A 21213-nucleotide genomic window follows, 5' to 3' on the forward strand; every position below is an offset into this window, starting at 1 on the left:
TACGGGGGCGGCGGCCCACGCCGCAGGGACGGTCCTAGTCGTCTGCCGCCGGGCGGCACTCGGGGTGGCCCCAGCCCTGGGCGTTCTTGGCGATGGGGTCGCCTGCCGCGTACGGACGCCCGCAGACGCAGCGGCCCGGGAACTTCGCCTTGATCGTGCGGGCGGAGGCGCGCTTCCGCGCTGGGGCGCCGCGGCGGGACGAGGCGGAGGCGCGCGGCTGCGGGGACGACGGCGGCTCCGGGGAGCCGTACGCGCTGCCCGCCGGTTCCTGGACGGTGGCCGCCTGGCTGGCGGCGCGGTCCGCGAAGTCGTTGAGGCGGTCGCCGTCGGCCTGGTGCGCCGGGACGTAGCGGAACTCGACCTCGCGGCCGTCCAGCAGCGCGTCGATGCGCACGACCAGGTCCTGGTTCGCGACGGGCTTGCCCGCGGCGTTCTTCCAGCCGTTGCGCTTCCAGTTGGGCAGCCAGGTCGTGACGGCCTTCATCGCGTACTGGGAGTCCATCCGGATCTCCAGCGCGACCCCCGGGTCGACGGCGCTCAGCAGGCGCTCCAGCGCGGTCAGTTCGGCGACGTTGTTGGTCGCCCGGCCCAGCGGGCCGGCCTCCCAGCGGCTCGGGATCTCGTCGTCGTCGGCGACCACCCAGGCCCATCCGGCAGGTCCGGGGTTCCCCTTCGAAGCCCCGTCGCAGGCGGCCACAACACGTTCAGGCATGGCTCCGATCATGCCACGCCCCGGCCACCGCTCCGGTCGCGGGCCGGGCGCCCGTGCCGTCCAGGAGGCACAGGCCGAGGGGGGTCGCGGTGTGCAGGACGTACTTGCCGTCGCGCCGGCTGACCACCAGGCCGCCGTCGCGCAGGACGCCGATCTGGTAGCTGGCACTGGGCAGGGCGAGCCCCACCGCCTCGGCCACCTCGCCGGTGGTGCGGGCGCCGCCGGCGGCCACCTCGGTCAGGACGGCCGCCCTGGTGCGGCCCAGCAGCCGCTGCAGCCCGTCCTCGCTCGCACGCACGACGTCGAGCGGCTGCTTGGCCACCGGATAGACGAGGACGGGGTCGAGCCCGGGATCGGCGAGCGCGGTGGGGCGGCGCCAGCAGAAGTACGAGGGGACCAGGAGCAGTCCGCGTCCCTCCAGACGGAGGTCGCGTTCCACCGGGTAGTCCACCTCCAGGACGGGGGCGTTCCAGCGGGCCAGCGGGAGCAGCCCCTCCAGCAGGGCGCGCGTCCCGCCGTCGAGGAGGGCGCGGGAGCGCAGCGCGACGTCGTTGCCGACGGCGGCGCGGACATGGGCCCAGTGCGGTTCCAGCAGGGTCCGGAAGGAGCGGCCGAGTGCGTTCGTCAGGGATGCGAGGCCCTCCCCGCCGGGTCCGCCGAGCGCGGTGGCCCAGCCGGGGACGGGCCGGGAGGACGCCAGCAGGGTCAGCTCGTGTGCCAACCGGGCGCGGGGTGTGCGGCGTACCAGGTCGAGTCCGGCGTCCAGGCCCTCTCCCGTGACCGGCGGGGTGAGGAAGTCCGGGATGTAGCCGACCGGAGGGATCAGGTCGCGCAGGGGGCGCAGCGCGTGGCCCGCGCGCGGGTCCCGGGCGAGTGCCGCGCGCACGGAGCGCCGCCAGTGCCCGAATTCCAGCGGCCCCTGTCCGGTCTCCAGGCGGCAGACGGCGCAGACGAGTTCCCACAGCGGATCGGGCTGCCGGGCCAGGCGGATGTTCTGCAGATCCTGCGGGGTGAAGTGGATGCGGAGCATGCGTCCTCTCTCGGGCGCCCGAACCGTGGGGGGCGGCCGCCGGGAAGCGCGGCGGCCACAACAGGAGGACGACCGCCGCACCCGGCGTGGTTGCCGTCGTGCGGACCTGGCACGCGGGGCGGCCGGTGATGTCCGACACTGGGAGGCGGACGGTCGTCGACGGGACGGGGCGCAGGCATGCACGCATGGGTGGTGGACCGGCCGGGTCCCGTCGAGCGCGAACCGCTGCGGTTCGTGGAGAGGCCCGTCCCCGTGCCGGGGCCGGACGAGTTGCTGGTGCAGGTGCGGGCGTGCGGTGTGTGCCGTACGGATCTGCATGTCGCCGAGGGCGATCTGCCGGTGCACCGTCCGGGGGTGACACCCGGGCACGAGGTGGTGGGCGCGGTGGCCGGCATGGGGGCTGAGGTGCGCGGGTGGACGGCCGGCGACCGGGTGGGGGTCGCGTGGCTGCGCCGCACCGACGGTGTCTGCCGCTACTGCGCGCGGGGGGCCGAGAACCTGTGCCCCGCCTCCGAGTACACCGGCTGGGACGCCGACGGCGGATACGCCGAGTACACGACCGTACCGGCCGCCTTCGCCTACCGGCTGCCCGCGGATGTGGACGACGTCGCGCTGGCACCCTTGCTGTGCGCCGGGATCATCGGCTACCGGGCGCTGCGGCGGACGTCGCTGCCGCCGGGTGGGCGCCTCGGGCTGTACGGGTTCGGCGGCAGCGCCCATCTGTGCGCGCAGGTCGCGTTGGCGCAGGGCGCCACCGTGCACGTCCTGACCCGGGACGAGGCGTCGCGGCGGCTCGCGCTGGAGCTGGGGTGCGCGTCGGCGGGCGGCGCCTACGACCGGCCGCCGGAGCCGCTGGACGCGGCGATCCTGTTCGCGCCGGTCGGCGACCTCGTGCCGGTGGCGCTGCGGGCGCTCGACCGGGGCGGCGTGCTGTCCGTCGCGGGCATCCACCTCAGCGACGTCCCGGCCCTGCACTACGAGAGCGAGCTGTTCTACGAGAAGGAGCTGCGCAGCGTCACCTCGAACACCCGCGAGGACGGCCGGGAGTTCCTGGACCTTGTGGCCCGGTACGGCGTACGGGCGACGACGCACACGTATCCGCTGTCGCAGGCCGGGCGGGCCCTCGGCGATCTGAAGGCCGGGCGCTTCGAGGGTGCGGCCGTGCTGGTCAACGATCTGTGAGCGCGCCGCTCGGCGGTCGCGGGCGCGCCATGGATCAGGGGGTGGGCAGGTCCAGCATGCGTGCGAGCGTGCGCAGGACGCCGTGCTCGGTGTTGGGCGGCGCCAGGTAGCGGGCCCGCCGGATCACCTCCGGGTGGGCGTTGGTCATGGCGAAGGACCACTCGGCCGCGTCGAGCATCTCCAGGTCGTTGAGGTAGTCGCCGAACACCACGGTCTGCGCGGGCGTGATCCCGAGGTCCTGCTGGAGCCTGCGGATCGCGGCGCCCTTGTTGGCGGCGGCGTTCATGATGTCGGCCCAGTGCTCGCCCGAGACGACGACCTGGTGGGTCGAGGCGAGCGGCTCCAGGGCGGGCGCGGTGGTCCGTTCGACCGGCCCGAAGTCGAAGAGGGCCACCTTGAGGAACTCGTCGTCCACCGCGGTGAGGTCCTCGACGGTGCGCAGCAGGGTGTAGTACTTCCCCGCCTCGGCGAGGAAGGCCGCGTCGGCCCGCTCCACGTAGGCCGACTTCTTTCCGCACAGGACCGCTCCGACGTCCACACCGGCGGCCGCGAGCCGCCGGGTGGTGCCGACGACGCGGGCGGCGGTCGCGCGGTCCAGCGGGTCGGAGCTGAGTTCCACGCCGTCGCGCACGACATAGGTGCCGTTCTCGGCGACGAAGACCATGCCGTCGGCCGCCTCGGCGAACTGCCCGGCGAGTGTGGCGTACTGGCGGCCGCTGGCCGGGCTGAAGAGCACTCCGCGTTCGCGCAGGCGCGCCAGGAGGGGCCACAGGTCCTCGGGGATGCGCCCGGCGCCGTCCAGGAGCGTGCCGTCCATGTCGGTCACGACCAGCCGGACGTCGACGGGTCCGCTCGGCGGCTCGGGGGTGGTCAGGAGGCACGAGGGCGTGGCGGTCATGTGCTGCTTTCCGTGCGGGGGGCGGGACGGATCCACGCGGGCCGGGAGCGGGACGGCTGCCATGGTAAAGGGCGGTGGCCCCTCGCCGGCCGGCGACCTCGGAAGGGCGAGCGGCCGCCGGCCCGTACCGGTGTATACGACGTTGAGCACCGCGGAGCGGGGCGCCGGTGCGTCGCGGGCGGGTCATGATGCCGGGGGCCGGCCGGACAGCCCCACTCTGTCCGGCCGGCCCCCGGTGCGAGATCGCATGGCGCCCGTGACAGGGCTCGCGCTCCCCAGCCACGACCCCCTCGACATCCACGGGGGCCTCGCGATCCCGGGCTCTCAGAAGGTGAGTACGGCACTCCCGTAGGAGTTCTTCACGCACTCGTTGGCGAAGGTGCGCTCGTAGGAGACGCGTTGGCCCTGCCAGACGCCGTCGACCGTGACGACCACGGGGGCGTACTGCTTGGTGCACAGGGCGCCGTTCCTGACCGGGAGGGCGTCGAAGTCCCCGCCGACGCCCTTGAGTTCGGCGCAGGCGCCGACGGGGTCCGGATGGGTTCCGGAGGCGGTCGGGGCGCAGTTCAGGGTGACCGCGCGCTCCGGGGTGGCGAGGGCGGCGTATTCGCCGTGGCCCACGGTCATGACGAGCGCCGAGGGGGCGTAGAGCCCGGAGGCGGCGGTGTGCGGGGCGGCGAGCGCGGATCCGGTGAGGGGACCGCAGACGGCGGTGGCCGTCAGGGTGAGGGTCGCTGCCCAGCGCGCGGTGTTCGGCATTGTGTGCATCCTTCCGCTCGTGTGTCGGGACACGGTCCGGTTCCGGTCGTACGTGGGCCGAAGCCGGTCCGGTTCGGTTGCCGGTTCGGCGAGCGGGAGTCTGCCGAGTCCGCGCACGGAATTCACATCGACCCTCCACGTTTCGGTAACTTTGAGTATTGAATCAGTGGCGTGAAGTCACGGACCTCGAACGGCCGGCACCCGCAACCGCACGGTCGGCGATCGTCCGGGGCCATCGACTGGCCGGATTCACGCGGTTCGGCAATCGGCCTGAAACGTTCCGGTTACCTGACGCGGTAAGCGCTGTCTTCAGCTGTGGGGCGAACCGCCGCGGAAGCCCTTGTCTTTGCCGGGCAGCGGAGTAATCGTGATTACATGATTACTTCGGAGCGGCACGAGAGACTGCGCGGGTGGTTCGCCGGGCGTCTGCCCGACGACCTGTTCGAGACGCTGGTGGAGGTCACCGTCGACCGGGAGGAGATCACGGTCGTGGGCCGCATCCCCGAGCCGCGGCTCGCCGGGGGTGCCTCCGCCGGCGAGAAGGAGGCGGCCGTGCGGGCCAGGATGCGGGAGTTCCGCGAACGCACCCGCGAGGACCGCGTCGCGGTGGCACGGGAGGCGGAGCACCGGTTCCGCAGAAAGGTCTCGTGGGCGGTGGAGTGCGGCGGCGAACGCGCCCTGTTCACCCATGTCGCGGCGCCCGTGATGACCCGGCTGCGCCAGCCCGAGCGCCAGGTGCTGGACACGCTCGTCGCCGGCGGTGTGGCCCGCAGCCGCAGCGACGCACTCGCCTGGTGCGTGCGCCTGGTGCACCGGCACACCGACGAGTGGCTGACGGAGCTGCGCGAGTCGCTGGACGATGTGCGGCGCGTGCGGGCGCAGGGGCCGGACGCCGAGCCCGAGCACGCCCCGGCCCCGGAGGAGTGAGCCGGTCCCGGCGGTACTGCCCCTCTCCCCCACCGGCCCACGCGGCGCCTCACGTCGGCCGGCCGGTCTCCTCGCGGCATCCTCGGCCGCCGCGGTCCTCTTCTCCGGTCCGCTCCCCCTCCCCGGCCCCGCCGGACGGGGGCGGGCCGGTGACCGTGACGCGCGCGGGACGCAGCAGCCGCTCGCCGACCCGGTAGCCGGGACCCAGTATCTCGGTGCAGGTCAAACGGGTCGCGTCCGGCGAGACCACATGGGTCACGGCCTCGTGCCGGGCGGGGTCGAAGGGCTCGCCCTCCTCGCCGAACACCTCCAGTCCCAGCGAGCCCAACTGGGTCTCCAGGACCTCGGCGACGGCCTTCAGGCCGGGTGTCATCGCCTCCTGCCGACGGGCCGCCTCGACGGCGTCCAGCACCGGCAGCAGCGCCCGCAGCACGTTCTCCGCCGCGATCTCACGCACCGCCATGCGGTCGCGCCGCACCTGCTTGCGGTAGTTGTCGTACTCGGCCTTCACCCGCTGCAGGTCGCCCGTGCGCTCGTCGAGCAGACGCCGCAGCTCCGTGCTCAGCGGCTGGATCCGGTCCATGGTCAGCCCGTCCGTGACGTACCGTCGTCGTCCACGATCTCGGCGTCCACGACCTCCTCCTCGTCCCGGGCGCCCTGGCCGGCCGCGCCCTGGCTCGCCGCGCCCTGCGACGCCGTGGCGCCCTCGGTGTGCGCCTGCTCGTACAGGGCGGTGCCGATCTTCTGGGCCGCGGCCGTCGCCGCTTCCATGGCCCGCCGGACCGCCGCGGTGTCCTCGCCCTTGAGGGTCTCCTTCAGCTCGCCGACGGCACGCTCCGTCTCGCTCCGCAGATCGCCGGGGATCTTCTCCCCGCTGTCCCCGATGAGTTTCTCGGTCTGGTAGACGAGTTGTTCGGCCTGGTTGCGGATCTCGGCCGCCTCCCGCCGCCTGCGGTCCTCCTCCGCGTGCTGCTCGGCCTCGTGGACCATGCGGTCGATGTCGTCCTTCGGCAGCGCGGAGCCGCCGGTGACGGTCATCTTCTGCTCCTTGCCGGTGCCCAGGTCCTTGGCGGAGACGTGCATGATGCCGTTGGCGTCGATGTCGAACGTCACCTCGATCTGCGGCACCCCGCGCGGGGCGGGCGGCAGACCGGTCAGTTCGAACATGCCCAGCTTCTTGTTGTACGCCGCGATCTCCCGCTCGCCCTGGTAGACCTGCACGGTCACCGACGGCTGGCTGTCCTCCGCGGTGGTGAAGACCTCCGAACGCCTGGTGGGAATCGTGGTGTTGCGCTCGATCAGCCTGGTCATGATGCCGCCCTTGGTCTCGATGCCGAGCGACAGCGGCGTGACGTCGAGCAGCAGGACGTCCTTGACCTCGCCCTTGAGCACACCGGCCTGCAGCGAGGCGCCCACGGCCACCACCTCGTCGGGGTTGACGCCCTTGTGCGGATCCTTGCCGGTCAGGTCCCGCACCAGTTCGGTCACCGCCGGCATGCGGGTCGAACCGCCCACGAGGATCACATGGTCGATGTCGGACACGTTGATCCCGGCGTCCTTGACGGCCTGGTGGAACGGCTTCCTGCAGCGCTCCAGCAGGTCGGCGGTCAGCTGCTGGAACTGGGCGCGCGTCAGCTTCTCGTCCAGGTGCAGCGGGCCCTCCGACGACGCCGTGATGTAGGGCAGGTTGATCGTCGTCTCGGACGAACTCGACAGCTCGATCTTGGCCTTCTCGGCGGCCTCGCGCAGCCGCTGCACCGCCATCTTGTCCTGGGACAGGTCGACGCCGTACCCGTTCTTGAACTGCTTGACCAGGTGGTCGACGATCCGCTGGTCCCAGTCGTCGCCGCCGAGGCGGGTGTCGCCGTTGGTGGCCTTGACCTCGATGACGCCCTCGCCCATCTCCAGCAGCGACACGTCGAAGGTGCCGCCGCCGAGGTCGAAGACCAGCACCGTCTGGTCGTTCTCCTTGTCGAGTCCGTACGCCAGCGCGGCCGCCGTCGGCTCGTTGATGATCCGCAGGACGTTCAGCCCGGCGATCTCCCCGGCCTCCTTGGTGGCCTGCCGCTGGGCGTCGTCGAAGTACGCGGGCACGGTGATCACCGCGTCGGTCACGTCCTCGCCCAGGTAGGTCTCCGCGTCCCGCTTGAGCTTCTGCAGCACGCGCGCGGAGATCTCCTGCGCGGTGTACCTCTTGCCGTCGATGCTGCCGGTCTCCGGGAAGCGCCACTGCTGGTCGCCCATGTGGCGCTTGACGGAGCGTGCGGTGCGCTCGACGTTGGTCACCGCCTGCCGCTTGGCGACCTCACCGACCAGCACCTCGCCGTTCTTGGCGAAGGCCACGACCGACGGCGTGGTACGGGCGCCCTCGGTGTTGGTGATGACGGTGGGCTCGCCGCCCTCCAGGACCGCGACCACCGAGTTCGTGGTACCGAGGTCGATACCGACCGGACGTGCCATGGGGACTCTCCCTCCTCGTCGTCCCTCGTTGTCGTTCTCGTCAGCGGGTCTCGTCCGTCCGGGTGGCCGGTTCCAGCCGGAGCGCCGGGCGCCGGTACGCCGAAGTGGTCCGCCCGGCCGGGGCCGGGGGGTCCGCTCCCGGACGTCCTACGGGTCCGGGGAGCGGCCCCGCCGATGACGCCGGTGACGGCATCTGCCGGCCGACGGCACTTTCATCGTCCGCTGGGATCCACCCGGCGTCGATTCGGGGCGGGACACCGCCGGCGTCCGCGGGCGGCACGGTCGCCGCCCCGCGCATCGTCTTCGGCCGTTCCGGGGTGAATCCGATGCGGTCGATCTCCTCCTTTGCGACGATGATCACCACCTGTACCACTCCGTGGATGGTCGTGATGATGCCCGGCTTCTGCACCCGGCGCGGCCGGTACGCCCCGCACGCGCCCCGCGTCCTCGACCGCGCCGTCCTGCGCCCGGCGCCGGTGCGGCTCCTCCCCGGGGGCGGCTGATGGAGTACTGGCTCGACCTGTCCGTGCCCTTGGTCTCCGGGATGCCCGTGTATCCCGGGGACCCGCAGGTCGACGTGGAACGGGCGCTCCGGGTGGCCACGGACGGGGTCAACGTGCTCAGCCTGCATCTGGCCTCGCAGTCCGGGACGCATGTGGACGCGCCGTACCACGTCGACTCCTCGTGGCCCGCGCTGGACGCGCTGCCGCTAGAGCGGTTCACGGGTCCCGCGGTGGTGGCGGACGTCCGCGGCCTGCCGGCGCGGGCGCCGATCACGCCGGATCTGCTGGCCCCCGCCCTGAGTCTGCTGTGGCTCCAGCCGGGCGCGATCCTGCTGGTGGCCACCGGCTGGTCGGCGTACTGGGGTACCGACGCCTACCTGGCCCATCCCTGGCTGACGCCACAGGCCGTGCAGGCGGTCGTCGACGCGCGCGTCCGCACGCTCGGGGTGGACGCCCTGAGCGTGGACCAGACGGGTGACCCGGACCGTCCCGCCCATCGTGTGCTGTGCGGCGCGGGCGGCGTGATCGCCGAGAACCTCACCGGCCTCGACCGGGTTCTCGCGGCCCAGCGGGCGGGCCGCCCGGTGGAGGTGTACCTGTTCCCCCTGCACCTGCCCGGAGCGGACGGCGCCCCGGCCCGGGCCGTGGCCCGCGTCGGCCCCCCGCCGGGATACGTGTAGGTCCCGGCGACCGGACCCGGCGACCGCTGTCGGCGACCGGCACGTCCCCGCACAAACGCGCGGCCGCTCACGGCCGGATCGTGCGGGCCACGTCCAGTGTCAGGCGCTGCCACGGATCGCGTGGATCGCGGGACGTCAGGGCCCGGACGCGGCGCAGCCGGTAGCGCAAGGACTGCGGATGCAGGTGCAGCGCGCGGGCGGCCGCCGTCGCCGAGCCGGCGTCGATGTACGCGGACAGGGCCTCCAGCAGATGCCGCTGCTCCGGATCGGTCAGCGGGCCGAGGACTAGGCGGGCGATGTGGTCCGCGGTGGCGGCCGGATGCCCGGTGAGCAGGGCGAGGACGTGGGCGTCCGCGTCGGTGAGGACACGGCCGGGACGGTGGGCGTGGGCGGGTGCGGTGTCCAGGGCGTCGGCGGCGAGGCGGTGGGCGGCGGCGACCCGGTCCAGCCCCTCCCCCGTGATCGCGCAGCCCCGCCAGCCCCGCGCGCCGAGGAGGGCCGGAGCCCGGCCGGCGGCCGTCGCGGGGAGCAGCAGCACGGCGCGGGAGCCGCGGACCGTCGACAGTGCCGTACCGCCGTCGCCGAGCGCGCCGAGCAGTCCCGCGGCGGCCTCGTACGGCATGTCCGGGCCGCCGCCGGCCACCGGCTCGGCCACCAGCAGGCAGTACGGCTCCGGCAGCTGCACGCCCAGCCGGGCCGACCGGTCCGTCAGCGCGCCCACCGAGGCGTGCCGGCCCGCGATCAGGTCGTCGAGCAGCAGCCGCAGCGCCCGGTCGCGGTCACCGGCGAGGTCCTCCATGGTCGCCGCGTACGCCGCGGCCATCTCCTCCGAGAGCGTGTCCAGCGCCGTCACCAGCATCCGGGCGAGCGCCAGGCCGTCCGCCGCCGTGAGACCGGAGGCCCGGCCGGCGACCTCGTCGGTGAGGACGGTCGCCGCGACCCGATAGGCGCGCAGCACCGCCTGTACGGGCCGGCCGTCCGCCGCGCGGGCCGCCGCGATGCCGCGGACCCTGCGCAGGTCGGCGGCATCCCATGTGCCGTCGGTGGCCCACAGGTGCAGCAGCCGGTCCACGCCCCAGGCGGCGATGGCCCGTACCTCCGGCAGCCGGCTGTCGTCGAGCGCGGCGTACACCGGCACCTGCGCGTGGACGGCGGCCACGACCGCCTCCACCACCCGCGGGTCGGCGGCGAGCTGCTGCCGGATCCGGGCCCGGACCGGCGAGGGCTGGTTCATCACAGGGTGATGATTCCAGCCGCGCGGTGTGCGCACCACGGTGGACGGGTCTTGTCACCGTCGCAAGGATCGTCGCGTACAGCGCGGTCTCAGGGACGAGAGGCGGGACGTACGGGATGACGAAGCACTGGGCGGACTTCCAGTACGAGATATATCTGAACGGCATGACGGGCGCCGTGCCGCGGCTGCCCACCGATCCGACCCGGCTGGAGGAGCTCGCCGAGCAGCGGCTCGGACCCGGCCCGGTCGGCTATGTGGCGGGCAGCGCGGGCTCCGGCAGTACCGCGCGCGCCAACCGGGCCGCGCTGGAGCGGCGCCGGATCGTCCCGCGCATGCTGCGGGACGTGCACGAGCGGGACCTGTCCGTCGAGGTGCTGGGGAGCCGGCTGCCCGCCCCGCTGGCGCTGGCGCCCATCGGCGTCCTGTCGATCATGCATCCGGAAGCGGAGCCGGGGGCGGCGCGCGCGGCCGCGGCGCAGGGTGTGCCGTACATCCTGTCCTCGGCCTCCAGCACGCCGATGGAGCAGGTGGCGGAGGCGTCCGGCGACGGTGAGCGCTGGTTCCAGCTGTACTGGGCCAGGGACCGCGAGGTCACCCGCAGCTTCCTCGCCCGGGCGAAGGCGGCCGGTTTCACGGCCCTGGTCGTCACCCTGGACACCCCGCTGCTGGCCTGGCGTCCGCGCGACCTCGACCAGGCGTATCTGCCGTTCCTGCACGGGGTGGGCACCGCCAACTACTTCACCGACCCGGCGTTCCAGGCGGGTCTGGCGAAACCGGTGCACGAGGACCCCAACGCCGCCGTGCTGCACTTCGTCAACATGTTCGCGGATCCCGGAAAGACCTGGCCGGACCTGGCGTTCCTGCGGGAGAACTGGGACGGGCCGATCGTGCTGAAGGGCATCCTGCACCCGGACGACGCCCGCAGGGCCGTCGACGCGGGGATGGACGGCGTGGTGGTCTCCAACCACGGCGGCCGGCAGGTGGCCGGTTCCGTGGCGGCGGCGGACGCGCTGCCGCGGGTGGCCGAGGCCGTCGGGGACCGGCTCACCGTGCTGTTCGACAGCGGGATCCGCACCGGGGACGACATCTTCAAGGCACTCGCGCTGGGGGCGCGGGCGGTGTTCGTGGGACGCCCGTACGCGTACGCGCTCGGGCTCGACGGGCAGCCGGGCGTCGAGCATCTCATCCGCTGTCTGCTCGCCGAGTTCGACCTCACCCTCGCCCTGTCCGGACACGCCGGCCCCGCCACCGTCGGCCCCGCCGACCTGATCGAGGAAACCGCATGACCGACACCACGAACGTCCTCGCCGTCGTCTCACCGCACGTCGGGGGCCGCGCGGCCGGGGCCGCGCTCGCCACCCTCTTCCCCGGCGAGGCCGAGGTCACGGTGGTGGAGAGCACGGACGAGGATCCGGCGGCACTGCGCGCGGCGCAGGTCATCGTCACGGGCCTCGGCCCGGTCACCGCTGAGCACATCGCCGCGGCACCGGACCTGAAGCTGATCCAGTGCGCGAGCCACGGCTTCGACTACGTCGACCTGGACGCGGCCCGCGCCCGGAACGTCCCCGTGTGCAACATCGGTTCCAGCGGCGCCGAGAAGCAGAACGTGGCCGAACAGACCTTCGCGCTGATGCTGGCCCTCGCCAAGCAGCTGGTGCCGGCGCACACCGCGCTCGTGGACGCCGACTGGGCACTGCCGCGGCTGCAGCAGTCCATCACCGAGCTGTCCGGCAAGACCCTGGGCATCGTGGGACTCGGCCACATCGGCGAGGAGGTCGCGCGCCGCGCCGTGGTCTTCGACATGACCGTCGTGTACACGGGCCCCGAGCGGGTGGCCGCCGAGACCGAGGCACGCCTCGGCGGCGCCCGGTACGTCGGACTCGACGAACTGCTGCGCGCGTCGGACTACGTGACGCTGCACGCGCCGCTGACGGAGGCGACCCGGCATCTGCTGGACGCCGAGCGGCTGGCGCTATTGAAGCCGACCGCGTTCGTGATCAACACGGCGCGGGGCGCCCTGATCGACCAGGACGCCCTCGCGGACGCTTTGGAGCGGGGTGCGCTGGCCGGTGCGGGGATCGACGTCTTCGACCCCGAACCCCCCACCCCGGCCCTCCGGCTGCTGAAGGCCCCGAACGTGGTGCTGTCCCCGCACGTCGCCGGGGTGACCCGCGAGACCCTCGTGCGCATCGCTCTGGCCGCGGTGCAGAACGCGGCCGACTTCGTGGCGGGGAAGGAGCCGCGGGACATCGTCTCCTGACGGCGCGCCTCAGACCGTGACCGCCGGGCGGCCGGTCGCCTCCGGCCGCCCCTCCCGCCTCCGCTCCGCCGGTACCGGCGGGTTCGCGGCTCGCCGCGGCCGGACGACCGGTGTGCTCGACGGCCCGGCCGTCCCGGCGGACAGCGACTGGGGGGCGGCCGACTGCCCGTCGGCCGCCCACCGCTGGGTGTCGGAGCCGTCGCGGGCCTTGACGACGACGGCGGCGTCCGGGTCGGTGTCCGCGGGCGCCACGGCGAGGCCCTCGTTCCACCGCGGCAGCAGATCGCCCCGCACGGTGAGGTCGTAGCGCACATCGGCGGCGTGCGGCTGGCCCGCGTCGGTGCACGGGGCGAGCTCGACGGCCCCGTCGGTGGAGTGGGAGCCGAGGCACAGTCCGGGGTCGGCGACACTGCGCAGCAGGCCGTCGCTCTCGTACGACCACTGCTGGGTCCACGCCCACGAGCAGGTCGCGAGGCGGGTGCCCGCCCCGGGCCGCACGGTGCCGCGGATGTCGAGGCAGAGGTCCGCGGCGACGTTGCGCAGTCTCGTCTGCTGTGGGGCCGTGGGCAGTCCCGCCGCGCCGGAGGACGAGGAGGGGCCCTGTGGTGGCTGCCCACCGGGGCCGGGCGAGAGGACCGTGCGGCCGCCGCCGGCGCTGGTCGAGGCGACCGGGTCGGTGCCGTCGTCGTCCGGCCACACGCCGGGGACGAGGAGCGTCGCGAGGACGGCCGCCGTCGCGATGCCCGCACCGGTCAGCAGCGCCTTGGTGTTGCGCTCCAGTGCCAGGAGGCGACGGCCCGGTGAGGGGATCTGGGTGAGCAGCCGGTGGCGTCCGCCGCCGCCCCGGCGTCCGGTGCCGGAGCCCGGCTCGTCCCGGCCGCGGGCGCCGTACGGGGTGCGGCCCGGACGGGAGTCGAGGTAGCGCCGGGCACCCCAGCCGAGGACCGCCTCGGCGAGCAGTCCGCCCAGCCCGTCCTCGACATGGCTGAGTTGCTCGGCGGCGAAACGGCAGTGGCCGCACTCCAGGAGATGCCGCTGTACGTCCGGCAGCAGTGCGCCGCCCCGGCGAATGGGGATGTCGAGAAGCCGGTTGTGGTAGCGGCATTCGTCGCTGGGTGCGAGTTCCCGGTGTGCGCGCACACAGCCCGCCCGGAACTGCTCGCGCGCCTGCTCCAGGGTGGCCGCCGCGGTCTCGGCGTCCATGCCCAGCAAAGCGGCAGGAACGGATATGGGCTCGGCCTCGACCTCGGTGTGCCACAACAGGCATTGGGCGAGTCCGGGCAGTGCCTGGAAAGACCGTTCGGCGAGGCCGCGGTTCTCGGGCGTCAGATGCTTCGCCGCGCGCATACCGCGGCCGCCCGCGGGCTTCCTCAGCTCCGGCAGGACGCCGGATATCCGTTCCTCGGCAGACCACTCCCGCGTGGTGTCCCGCACCGCCACGAGGAGCCGGGGCCGCAACGCGGTCCCGGACCCGGCGCCCTGGAGCCGGCCGAGTGTCCGGTGGAAGGCGGTGGCGGTGACCATGGAGGCGACGCTCGACGAGGAGGCGAGGCAGATGACCGCGTAGTCGTACACCGACTGCCAGTGCCGGGCCATGAGCAGGGCGACGGGCTTGGTGACCTCGCCCGCGGGCCTGCCTCTGAGGCGTGCGGCGAGGCTTTCGTCGGATTCCTCGGGGACCGTGCCCGCACGAGGGGGGTAGGGGGGACGCGGGGGGTGGGGGGTGTGCACTGAGCGGTTTCCTTCCAAGGCGCAAGGCGGCACAAGGAGTTGTTCACCGAATGGGGCCGGATTGGTGTGGACCTTTTCGGCGGGGAGCGCCGGGGAAGGCACGGGGGAAGCACACCCGGCGGCTGCCGGCGAATGAGCCTTGTGAGCTCGCCGACAGCCCGGAACAGCGAGCGGCGATTCGGACCCGGCCCTGCCCACGGGCGGGAAGGCAACCCTTGCACAGGTCACCGAGGCCCAACAAGGCACTTGGAGAACATCGGCACCCTGTGAAAGGGGGGACCGCCTTCGAGATGTCATGCGCCCCGTGCGGGGTCAGATCTGCCAGGACCTCAGCCGGTCGGCGGCGCCGTAGACATCGGTCTTGCCGGAGATCAGGTCGCGGGTGAGATCGACCAGGGCGCCGTACGGCGGGTCGATGCCGACGCCGCTGACGAACATGTAGGCGACCGCGGTGGCACAGGCGAAGCGCGCGTTCGCCGACGGCAGCGGCTTGAGCAGTGCCAGTGTGTGCAGCAGGGCGGCGGCGCGCCAGGCCGGGTCGGAGTCCACCCCGAGGCGGGGCGGGTCCACGCGGTGGCGGGCGACGGCGGCGACCAGTGCGGAGAAGTCGTTGATGACCGGCTGGTCGGGCAGGACCTCTTCGTGGCGCTGGAGCAGCCAGGGCACGTCGATATGGAGGGCGGAGGGCATCGGGTCAGGCGCCCCGCCCCTCGCTCGTGGCGGATGGCTCGTCATCGGGGAAGGCGGCCGCGAACTCCTCCGCGTGCGTGGCGAAGAACCGCCGGAAGGCGTCGGCGCCTTCCTGCAGGGCCCGGTGCCGCGCGATGTCGGCGGCGGCGGCCTCACGCACCAGGGCCTTCATCGACGTACCGCGCTCCTTGGCGATCTGCCGCAGGTCCTCTAGCTCCCGATCACTGAACTCCACGTTGAGGGCTGGCATGCCCTTCACGGTACCCCGAGGGTACTTACCCGTAAATACCCCCAGGTCAGATGCGGGGGAGAGCGGTACCGGAAGAAGGCGGCCAGGCAAGGGAGTCCGTCGCGGACGGCTCCATGGAACGAGACGCACGTCACGTTCCACGGGCCTGTAGCAGTGGATCTCCCGGGCCCTCAGTGGTGAGCGCGGCCGCCCGGGGTCAGCGCCGGCCGCCGCCGGCGGCGTCGTACTGCCCGCCGCCGTATCCGCCCCAGCCGCCGTAGCTCCCGTACCCACCGTAGCTCCCGTAACCGCCGTAGCTCCCGTAACCGCCGGACCCGCCGTATCCCCCGTACTCGCCGCCGTATCCCCCGTACTCGCCACCGTATCCCCCGTGCCCGCCGCCGTATCCGCCGTAGCCCCCGTGGCCGCCCTGGCCGTCCGGTGGGCAGTACGGGGACGAGCAGGTGCCGGGCGGATGCGCGGAGGGCGAGGACGTGGTGGGCCGTGACCCGTTTCCGGTGCTCCGGGAGGAGGCGCCGTGCGACCCGGTGGCGCGGGGCTCCGGGGCCGCGGACTCGGCCGTGGTCCCCCAGTTCACGGACTGCATCCGCAGGGTGTTCGAGGTGTCGGCGAGCCAGCGCTGGGTGTCGTCCTCGGTGCGGGGCTTGAGCACGAGTCCGGCGCCCCGGGCCGAGGAGGCGGGAGTCAGGGCCAGATCCTGGTCCCAGCGTGGGACGAGCGCGCCCTGGAGGGTGAAGTCGTACCGGACGTTCCTGGTCTCCGGCCGCGACTGCCCGGCGCACGGGGCGAGTTGGACGGAGTAGCCGAGGTGGGAGTCGAGGCACAGGTCGGGGGCGGCGACACTGCGCAGCAGGCCGTCGGCCTCGTAGGCCCACTGCTGGGTGATGGACGAGGTGCAGGAGACGAGCACGGCCTCCGCTGCTGCGACGGCCGTCTTCGCGTCGAGCCCGATGCAGAGCCCGCTGTCCTGGTTGCGCAGCCGGCCCTCGAAGGCGCCGGTGGGCACGTCGGCGGCGGCGCCCACCCAGGAGGGCGATCCGGAGCCGCTCCCCTTCGCTCCCGGACGGGGCTCACCGGACGGTACACCCGTGCGGGACCGGCCGTCCCCGCCCGACCGGGCGCCGGACCACAGGGCCAGCGGGATCAGGACGAGCGCGCTCACCGTCGCCACGGCGAGGGTCAGTTGACGCCGGTGCGGCGAGGGGCGCCGGGGGGCCTTGTGTGCGGCGGTGGAGCGGGGGCCGGGGGCACCCGACGCGGCACGCGGGGCACGGCGGCGGCCGCCCGGGGGAAGGGCCGCGGCCACCGGGGCGGGAGGAGCGCCGCTCGGTTCGGCCGGGTCGGCCGGCACCTGGGGCCCGGCGGCCGGGAACTCCTGACGCACATCGGCCGGGTCGATCAGCGGCTCCCCTCCGACGGGTACGGCCATGGGCTCCTTCGCCGCCCGAACCGCCTCGGTCCGTGGGGCCTTGGTGGCGAGGTACGTCTGTGCCCCCCAGCCGAGCACCCCCTCCGCGAGGAGGAGCGGAAGCCGCTGGTGGAAGCCCTCCAACTGCTCTGCGGTGTGGTGGCAGTGGAGGCAGCCGTCCATGTGACGGCGCAGGTCGGGATCGAGGACACTGTCGCCGCGGTGCAGTGACACGTCCAGCAGGCGCGCGTAGCGACGGCACTCCTCGTCGGGCGCGAACTCGCGGTGCACGTCGAGGCAGACCGCCCGCAGCAGTTCACGTGCCCGCTCCAGCCTGATCTCCGCCTCGGCCGTCTCGATCCCCAACAGGGCCGCGGGAGCGGCGAGTTCCTCGCGCTCGACCTCGGCGTGCCACAGCAGACAGCGGGCGGGCTCGGTCAGCCGCTGGAAGGCGCGTGACACCAGTCGCCGGTTCTCGGGCGGCAGCAGCCGTGCCGCGGCATGCCCGCCACCGCCCGGGCGGGACCGGAGTTCGGGGTGCAGAAGCGTGCGCCGGTGGTCGGAGTCCCACTCCGCCGCCAGCCGCCGTACCGTGACGAGGAGGTGGGGCCGCCATGCGGCCGTCGGTCCGCCCTGCCTCGCGGATTCCTCGAAGAGCCGGGTGAACGCCGCAGTGGTGAGCATTCCCGCGGGATGCGCCCCGTCCGTGCACAGACGGGCATAGGAGAACGCGGCCTCCCAATGCCGGTCGAGCAGTTCGCCCACCGGGTGGTGTACGGGTCTCCTGCCGCCGGACTTCTTCAGTTCGGCGGCGAGCTCTTCGTCCGTCGCGTCGTACGCGGGAAGGGGGGTGGGGGAATTCTGCGGGACCCCGTCTTTCACGTCCACGTTCCTCCAAAGCCCACGGCAGTTCTTCGTACAGCAACAGGGGGCACAGCTCGGCCGACAGCACGCGGGGAGGTGGTCTTGGGAGGGTCGCCCGGTATGTCGTCCGTCGACCCGGATCAGCTCTTCCGAAGCACGCGGAGAAGGACAACGCCCTTATGCGCCACGGCGAAAAGTAATGATCCGTGTGCCGTCGGTGACACCTTTGCACAGGTCACCGAGGCCGAACAAGAGACTTCCTCACTTTGCTTTTCCCGGTGCGCGCCGCCCGTTCGACGGAGAGTCAATAAGGGCGTCGCGATGCCGGGAATTCCGGGTCCGTCCCGCTCTCTGACCCCGGGAATTCCTCCGGCGGCGCCGCACCGGAGGAGTTGCCGTTCGAAAAGGCGAGCGAAGTGAAGGTGAGGATCGCGTCCGCGACCGCCCTGGGGTTCTCCAGCAGCATCGCGTGCGTGGCGTCGATCTCCACGACCGCCACCCCGGGCCGTTCCTCGGCCAGTGCGGCGAGTTCGCGGGCGAGCCCCTGTGCGCCGGCGGCCGCCATCGCATCGGTACCGTCCGGGCCGGGGACGGGCGGCGCGGGCCGCCGGGCCCGGCCCAGCAGCAGGGGCGAGGGCATCGCACGGAACAGGGCGAAGGGGTCGAGCGCGTCGACGGCCGCGAGCATCTGCCGGCCGTGCTCCCGTCCGGGCCGCATCTCCAGGACCCCGTCGTTCCGCTCCCGCACGGAGCGCAGCGCGCCGGCCTCCAGGAGTTCGTAGGGGATGCCCAGGCGGTCGGACATCGCGCGCTGCTCGGCGAGCAGGCCCCCGAGTCCCTCGGCGGGCAGCTCCCGCCCCAGGCCCTCGGCGCTCAACTCCTTGAGCCGTGCCAGGTGTTGTGCTGCACGGTGCGGATCGAGGCCCACGTACCGCTCCGGTCCTCCCCAGCCGAACCCGTCGAGGTCCACGGCGCCGGGGGTGGAGTCCGGGTGCTCCAGCGCGTACAGCACGGCGAGGAGGCCGCCGGCGGCGTGCCCGACGGGAAGGGCGCCCGGGATCCCGTGGGCCGTGAGGACCTCCTCGATGTCGCCGAGCACCTCGGGCAGGTGCCACGGTCCCGAGGGGGAGCGGCCGTGGCCCCGCAGATCGACGGCCAGCACCCGGTGGCGCGCCACGAGGAGGGGTGCGACGGCAGCCCAGTCGGCGAGCGTGCGCCCCGCGCCGTGCAGGAGCAGCAGGGGCGGTCCGTCGCCCCCGTGGTCGCGAACGGCCGGCGCGATGCGGTCGGCGGTCATGGCACGACAGTAGAGCGTCGGACCGGGGCGGGGACGGTCCGTCACCTGCGCGGCGGAAGCAGCTCCAGGACCCGCTCCCAGCCGAACGCGGGGTGGGTACCGCCCTCACCCGCGTCCCCGGCGTACGGGTCGCCGAACCGGACGCCCATGCCGCTCAGCCGTTCGAGGCCGGCGCGGTAGGCGGGGTGGGCCGCCAGCGCCTCGCTCACGCAGGGCAGGACGGCGATCGGGACGCCGAGCCCGTACGCCTCGCACAGGGTGCCCAGCGCGAGGGTGTCGGAGATGCCCGCGGCCCACTTGTTGAGTGTGTTGAAGGTGGCCGGGGCCACGACGACCGCGTCCGGGTCCGGGAACGGCCGCGGATCGCCGGGGAGGCGCCAGGCGGAGCGGATCGGGCGGCCCGTCCGCGCCTCGACCGCCTCCGTGTCGAAGAAGCGCAGGGCGAGCGGCGTGGCGATGACACCCACCTCCCAGCCGCGCTCCTGGGCGGCCGCGATCAGCGTGCCCACGTCCCGGGCGACCCCGGCGGCGCAGACGACGACGTAGAGGAAGGGCCGGGAGGCGTGTTGGGTCACGTGCGCACCCTAGTGAACCGCGGCCTCGGCGAACCGGCGGACGGCGGCGAGCGCGCTCCCGCCGCACGGCTGCTACCGTAGAGAACGCTGGTTCTCCCCGTCGAGGATGCCCAGGAGGGGCGCGCACATGGACAGCGGACTCGCCCGCGACCGGGCGCTGGACGCCGCGGAGCGGCTGTTCTACGGCCGCGGCGTCCAGACCGTCGGGATGGACGACATACGCAGCACGTCCGGGGTGTCGCTCAAGCGGCTGTACCAGCTGTTCCCCGCCAAGGAGCAGCTGGTCGAGGCCTATCTGGAGCGGCGTGACGTGCGCTGGCGGCAGCAGCTGGCCGACCATGTGGACCGGCACGCGGACCCCGTGGAGCGGATCCTGGCCGTGTTCGACCGGCTGCGCCAGTGGTTCGGCGAGCCCGGCTTCCGCGGCTGCGCCTGGATCAACTCGTACGGCGAGCTGGGCGCCACGTCACCACGGGTGCTGGCCCAGGTCCGCGCCCACAAGCAGGCGTTCAAGGCGTACCTGGCCGGCCTGGTGGCCGACGCGGGGCTGCCCGCGCCCCTCGCCGACCAGCTGTATCTGCTGGCCGAGGGCGCCATGGTGACCGCCGGCATAGAGGGCACCACGGAGCCCGCCGAGCAGGCGGGCAGGGCCGCCGGGCTGCTGCTGGCGGCCTACCGGTAGAGCGGGGCCGGCGGGCGGGCGGCCAGCTCGGTCAGCTCCGCACGGGCCGCCGCGAGCGACGCGTCCGCGAGGTCCCGGAAGCGGGCCGTCCGGGGCACCACGGCGGCGAGGGCCATCTCGGCCTGCACGAAGTGGAGGTTCTCCTCGGCCACGCCGTGTTCGGTGAAGTAGGCGCGCAGATACGGCCGCTGGAAGTCCATCGCCTCACGGGGCGTGCCCGGTCCGCAGGCGCCGCCGCGGGCCACGGCCACCACGACCCGGGTGGTCCGCAGCACGCTGCCGCCGGTCCCGGGATCGAGAAAGGCTCCGGGGAAGGTGACCCGGTCGATCCCCGGACATGCTGCGCTCGCGCGCTTCCCGGCGCGAGGAGGCGTACGGCGGTCAGGTGCCCGACGAGGTGGGGGCGGACGGCCGGGCATCCGCTCCCGAGGAGGAGGCGCTGCTCGCGGACTCGGTCGGGCCGGGGCTGCTGGTCGTGCTCGACCGGCTCTCCCCCGCCGAGCGGATCGCGTTCGTGCTGCACGACTCGTTCGCCGTGCCCTTCGAGGACATCGCACCGATCGTGGGCCGCTCGGCGGTGGCGGCGAAGAAGCTCGCGAGCCGCGCCCGGCACAAGGTCCGCGGGACCTCGGCGCGGCCGGCGGCGGTGCGGGAGGGACACCGGCAGGTCGTCGAGGCCTTCCTCGCGGCGGCGCGCGGCGGTGACATCGACGCGCTGCTCTCGGTGCTCGCCCCCGATGTCGTACGGCGGGCCGACGCCGCGGCGCTGCCGCCGGGCGGGGCCGCGGAGCCGCGCGGGGCACGGGCCGTGGCGGAGCAGACGGCGCTGCTCCGCCGGCGAGCACGGTTCGCCGAGGTGGCGCTGGTGGACGGGACCGTGGGTGCGGTCGTGGCCCCGCGCGGGCGGCTGCGTCTGGTGCTGAGGGTGACGGCGGGGAACGGCAGGGTCACCTCGTACGAGGCGATCGCCGACCCGGTGCGGCTGCGGCGGCTCGATCTCGCCGTCCTCGGCGTATGACGTGCCGCCGAGGCAGCCGCTCCTCCTTCACCGTGCCCCCCTCCACCGTGTTC

22 protein-coding genes are annotated in these 21213 nt (G+C 73.7%); 8 read left to right on the forward strand and 14 right to left on the reverse strand.

Annotation, left to right across the window (positions count from 1 at the left end):
* Window positions 1–34 precede the first annotated feature (34 nt).
* On the reverse strand, window positions 35–724 hold the full coding sequence (locus ACZ79I_RS02610; protein WP_471493677.1) for a ribonuclease H family protein: 690 nt from the start codon (window positions 722–724) through the stop codon (window positions 35–37).
* Window positions 705–1742 carry an ArsR/SmtB family transcription factor gene (locus tag ACZ79I_RS02615; protein WP_471493679.1) on the reverse strand — a complete coding sequence of 346 codons (1038 nt, stop codon included), beginning with the start codon at window positions 1740–1742 and terminating at the stop codon, window positions 705–707. Before ACZ79I_RS02615 ends, ACZ79I_RS02610 begins: the two co-directional genes overlap by 20 nt.
* Before the next feature lie 177 nt (window positions 1743–1919).
* On the opposite strand from ACZ79I_RS02615, the gene ACZ79I_RS02620 reads away from it, so the two are divergent.
* Complete coding sequence (locus ACZ79I_RS02620; protein WP_471493681.1) at window positions 1920–2924, forward strand: zinc-binding alcohol dehydrogenase family protein; 1005 nt, start codon at window positions 1920–1922, stop codon at window positions 2922–2924.
* A 34-nt stretch (window positions 2925–2958) separates the two neighbouring features.
* Here ACZ79I_RS02620 and ACZ79I_RS02625 read toward each other — a convergent pair whose 3' ends face one another.
* Window positions 2959–3822, reverse strand: coding sequence for a Cof-type HAD-IIB family hydrolase (locus tag ACZ79I_RS02625; RefSeq protein WP_471493683.1), 864 nt, complete (start codon window positions 3820–3822; stop codon window positions 2959–2961).
* A 324-nt stretch (window positions 3823–4146) separates the two neighbouring features.
* On the reverse strand, window positions 4147–4581 hold the full coding sequence (locus ACZ79I_RS02630) for a protease inhibitor (RefSeq protein WP_471493685.1): 435 nt from the start codon (window positions 4579–4581) through the stop codon (window positions 4147–4149).
* Between the two features lie 375 nt (window positions 4582–4956).
* Between ACZ79I_RS02630 and ACZ79I_RS02635 the strand changes: the two genes are divergently transcribed.
* Window positions 4957–5508, forward strand: coding sequence for a hypothetical protein (locus ACZ79I_RS02635; protein ID WP_471493687.1), 552 nt, complete (start codon window positions 4957–4959; stop codon window positions 5506–5508).
* A gap of 49 nt (window positions 5509–5557) precedes the next feature.
* Here ACZ79I_RS02635 and grpE read toward each other — a convergent pair whose 3' ends face one another.
* Together grpE and dnaK are read right to left on the reverse strand one after the other, a co-directional pair.
* A complete protein-coding gene (gene grpE / locus ACZ79I_RS02640) occupies window positions 5558–6091 on the reverse strand; it encodes a nucleotide exchange factor GrpE (protein WP_471493689.1) in 534 nt (177 codons plus the stop codon).
* A gap of 2 nt (window positions 6092–6093) precedes the next feature.
* Entirely contained in the window at window positions 6094–7968 is a 1875-nt protein-coding gene (dnaK, locus tag ACZ79I_RS02645) for a molecular chaperone DnaK (protein ID WP_471493690.1), read from the reverse strand.
* Window positions 7969–8294: 326 nt separating this feature from the next.
* Here dnaK and ACZ79I_RS02650 point away from each other — a divergent pair, with 326 nt between their 5' ends.
* Both ACZ79I_RS02650 and ACZ79I_RS02655 read left to right on the forward strand, forming a co-directional pair.
* Window positions 8295–8471: a hypothetical protein gene (locus ACZ79I_RS02650; RefSeq protein WP_471493692.1), complete on the forward strand. Its 177-nt coding sequence runs from the start codon at window positions 8295–8297 to the stop codon at window positions 8469–8471.
* On the forward strand, window positions 8471–9151 hold the full coding sequence (locus tag ACZ79I_RS02655) for a cyclase family protein (RefSeq protein WP_471493693.1): 681 nt from the start codon (window positions 8471–8473) through the stop codon (window positions 9149–9151). Before ACZ79I_RS02650 ends, ACZ79I_RS02655 begins: the two co-directional genes overlap by 1 nt.
* A gap of 67 nt (window positions 9152–9218) precedes the next feature.
* Here the strand turns inward: ACZ79I_RS02655 and ACZ79I_RS02660 are convergent, their stop codons facing one another.
* Complete coding sequence (locus ACZ79I_RS02660) at window positions 9219–10385, reverse strand: PucR family transcriptional regulator (protein ID WP_471493695.1); 1167 nt, start codon at window positions 10383–10385, stop codon at window positions 9219–9221.
* Between the two features lie 116 nt (window positions 10386–10501).
* Between ACZ79I_RS02660 and ACZ79I_RS02665 the strand changes: the two genes are divergently transcribed.
* On the forward strand, window positions 10502–11671 hold the full coding sequence (locus ACZ79I_RS02665) for a lactate 2-monooxygenase (RefSeq protein WP_471493697.1): 1170 nt from the start codon (window positions 10502–10504) through the stop codon (window positions 11669–11671).
* On the forward strand, window positions 11668–12645 hold the full coding sequence (locus tag ACZ79I_RS02670) for a 2-hydroxyacid dehydrogenase (protein ID WP_471493698.1): 978 nt from the start codon (window positions 11668–11670) through the stop codon (window positions 12643–12645). Before ACZ79I_RS02665 ends, ACZ79I_RS02670 begins: the two co-directional genes overlap by 4 nt.
* Before the next feature lie 9 nt (window positions 12646–12654).
* On the opposite strand, the gene ACZ79I_RS02675 is transcribed toward ACZ79I_RS02670, so the two are convergent.
* The 6 genes from ACZ79I_RS02675 to ACZ79I_RS02700 form a co-directional block, all read right to left on the reverse strand.
* A complete protein-coding gene (locus ACZ79I_RS02675; RefSeq protein ID WP_471493700.1) occupies window positions 12655–14376 on the reverse strand; it encodes an RICIN domain-containing protein in 1722 nt (573 codons plus the stop codon).
* Window positions 14377–14688: 312 nt separating this feature from the next.
* The gene (locus tag ACZ79I_RS02680; RefSeq protein WP_471493701.1) at window positions 14689–15066 is read right to left on the reverse strand and encodes a toxin Doc; all 378 of its coding nucleotides are present in this window, start codon (window positions 15064–15066) and stop codon (window positions 14689–14691) included.
* A gap of 4 nt (window positions 15067–15070) precedes the next feature.
* Complete coding sequence (locus ACZ79I_RS02685) at window positions 15071–15316, reverse strand: hypothetical protein (protein WP_381076766.1); 246 nt, start codon at window positions 15314–15316, stop codon at window positions 15071–15073.
* A 196-nt stretch (window positions 15317–15512) separates the two neighbouring features.
* The gene (locus ACZ79I_RS02690; RefSeq protein WP_471493703.1) at window positions 15513–17606 is read right to left on the reverse strand and encodes a ricin-type beta-trefoil lectin domain protein; all 2094 of its coding nucleotides are present in this window, start codon (window positions 17604–17606) and stop codon (window positions 15513–15515) included.
* Window positions 17607–17892: 286 nt separating this feature from the next.
* Window positions 17893–18885: an alpha/beta fold hydrolase gene (locus tag ACZ79I_RS02695; RefSeq protein ID WP_471493704.1), complete on the reverse strand. Its 993-nt coding sequence runs from the start codon at window positions 18883–18885 to the stop codon at window positions 17893–17895.
* 41 nt (window positions 18886–18926) lie between these two features.
* Window positions 18927–19460, reverse strand: coding sequence for a flavoprotein (locus ACZ79I_RS02700; RefSeq protein WP_471493706.1), 534 nt, complete (start codon window positions 19458–19460; stop codon window positions 18927–18929).
* A gap of 127 nt (window positions 19461–19587) precedes the next feature.
* Here ACZ79I_RS02700 and ACZ79I_RS02705 point away from each other — a divergent pair, with 127 nt between their 5' ends.
* A complete protein-coding gene (locus ACZ79I_RS02705) occupies window positions 19588–20142 on the forward strand; it encodes a TetR/AcrR family transcriptional regulator (RefSeq protein WP_471493708.1) in 555 nt (184 codons plus the stop codon).
* Here ACZ79I_RS02705 and ACZ79I_RS02710 read toward each other — a convergent pair.
* On the reverse strand, window positions 20133–20417 hold the full coding sequence (locus ACZ79I_RS02710) for a hypothetical protein (RefSeq protein ID WP_471493709.1): 285 nt from the start codon (window positions 20415–20417) through the stop codon (window positions 20133–20135). The genes ACZ79I_RS02705 and ACZ79I_RS02710 overlap by 10 nt on opposite strands.
* A gap of 62 nt (window positions 20418–20479) precedes the next feature.
* Between ACZ79I_RS02710 and ACZ79I_RS02715 the strand changes: the two genes are divergently transcribed.
* Window positions 20480–21160, forward strand: coding sequence for a sigma factor-like helix-turn-helix DNA-binding protein (locus ACZ79I_RS02715; RefSeq protein ID WP_471493711.1), 681 nt, complete (start codon window positions 20480–20482; stop codon window positions 21158–21160).
* The last annotated feature ends 53 nt before the right edge of the window (window positions 21161–21213 follow it).

The organism is Streptomyces sp. PSU-S4-23, from assembly GCF_055632315.1.

Excerpts from the sequence above, each read along its gene's own strand:
- ACZ79I_RS02650 (WP_471493692.1), top strand. The coding sequence starts at position 8,295 with ATGCGGTCGATCTCCTCCTTTGCGACGATGATCACCACCTGTACCACT.
- dnaK (WP_471493690.1), bottom strand. The coding sequence starts at position 7,968 with ATGGCACGTCCGGTCGGTATCGACCTCGGTACCACGAACTCGGTGGTC.
- ACZ79I_RS02670 (WP_471493698.1), top strand. The coding sequence starts at position 11,668 with ATGACCGACACCACGAACGTCCTCGCCGTCGTCTCACCGCACGTCGGG.
- ACZ79I_RS02695 (WP_471493704.1), bottom strand. The coding sequence starts at position 18,885 with ATGACCGCCGACCGCATCGCGCCGGCCGTTCGCGACCACGGGGGCGAC.
- ACZ79I_RS02660 (WP_471493695.1), bottom strand. The coding sequence starts at position 10,385 with ATGAACCAGCCCTCGCCGGTCCGGGCCCGGATCCGGCAGCAGCTCGCC.
- grpE (WP_471493689.1), bottom strand. The coding sequence starts at position 6,091 with ATGGACCGGATCCAGCCGCTGAGCACGGAGCTGCGGCGTCTGCTCGAC.
- ACZ79I_RS02625 (WP_471493683.1), bottom strand. The coding sequence starts at position 3,822 with ATGACCGCCACGCCCTCGTGCCTCCTGACCACCCCCGAGCCGCCGAGC.
- ACZ79I_RS02630 (WP_471493685.1), bottom strand. The coding sequence starts at position 4,581 with ATGCCGAACACCGCGCGCTGGGCAGCGACCCTCACCCTGACGGCCACC.
- ACZ79I_RS02635 (WP_471493687.1), top strand. The coding sequence starts at position 4,957 with ATGATTACTTCGGAGCGGCACGAGAGACTGCGCGGGTGGTTCGCCGGG.
- ACZ79I_RS02680 (WP_471493701.1), bottom strand. The coding sequence starts at position 15,066 with ATGCCCTCCGCCCTCCATATCGACGTGCCCTGGCTGCTCCAGCGCCAC.
- ACZ79I_RS02615 (WP_471493679.1), bottom strand. The coding sequence starts at position 1,742 with ATGCTCCGCATCCACTTCACCCCGCAGGATCTGCAGAACATCCGCCTG.
- ACZ79I_RS02715 (WP_471493711.1), top strand. The coding sequence starts at position 20,480 with ATGCTGCGCTCGCGCGCTTCCCGGCGCGAGGAGGCGTACGGCGGTCAG.
- ACZ79I_RS02655 (WP_471493693.1), top strand. The coding sequence starts at position 8,471 with ATGGAGTACTGGCTCGACCTGTCCGTGCCCTTGGTCTCCGGGATGCCC.
- ACZ79I_RS02610 (WP_471493677.1), bottom strand. The coding sequence starts at position 724 with ATGATCGGAGCCATGCCTGAACGTGTTGTGGCCGCCTGCGACGGGGCT.
- ACZ79I_RS02665 (WP_471493697.1), top strand. The coding sequence starts at position 10,502 with ATGACGAAGCACTGGGCGGACTTCCAGTACGAGATATATCTGAACGGC.
- ACZ79I_RS02705 (WP_471493708.1), top strand. The coding sequence starts at position 19,588 with ATGGACAGCGGACTCGCCCGCGACCGGGCGCTGGACGCCGCGGAGCGG.
- ACZ79I_RS02685 (WP_381076766.1), bottom strand. The coding sequence starts at position 15,316 with ATGCCAGCCCTCAACGTGGAGTTCAGTGATCGGGAGCTAGAGGACCTG.
- ACZ79I_RS02620 (WP_471493681.1), top strand. The coding sequence starts at position 1,920 with ATGCACGCATGGGTGGTGGACCGGCCGGGTCCCGTCGAGCGCGAACCG.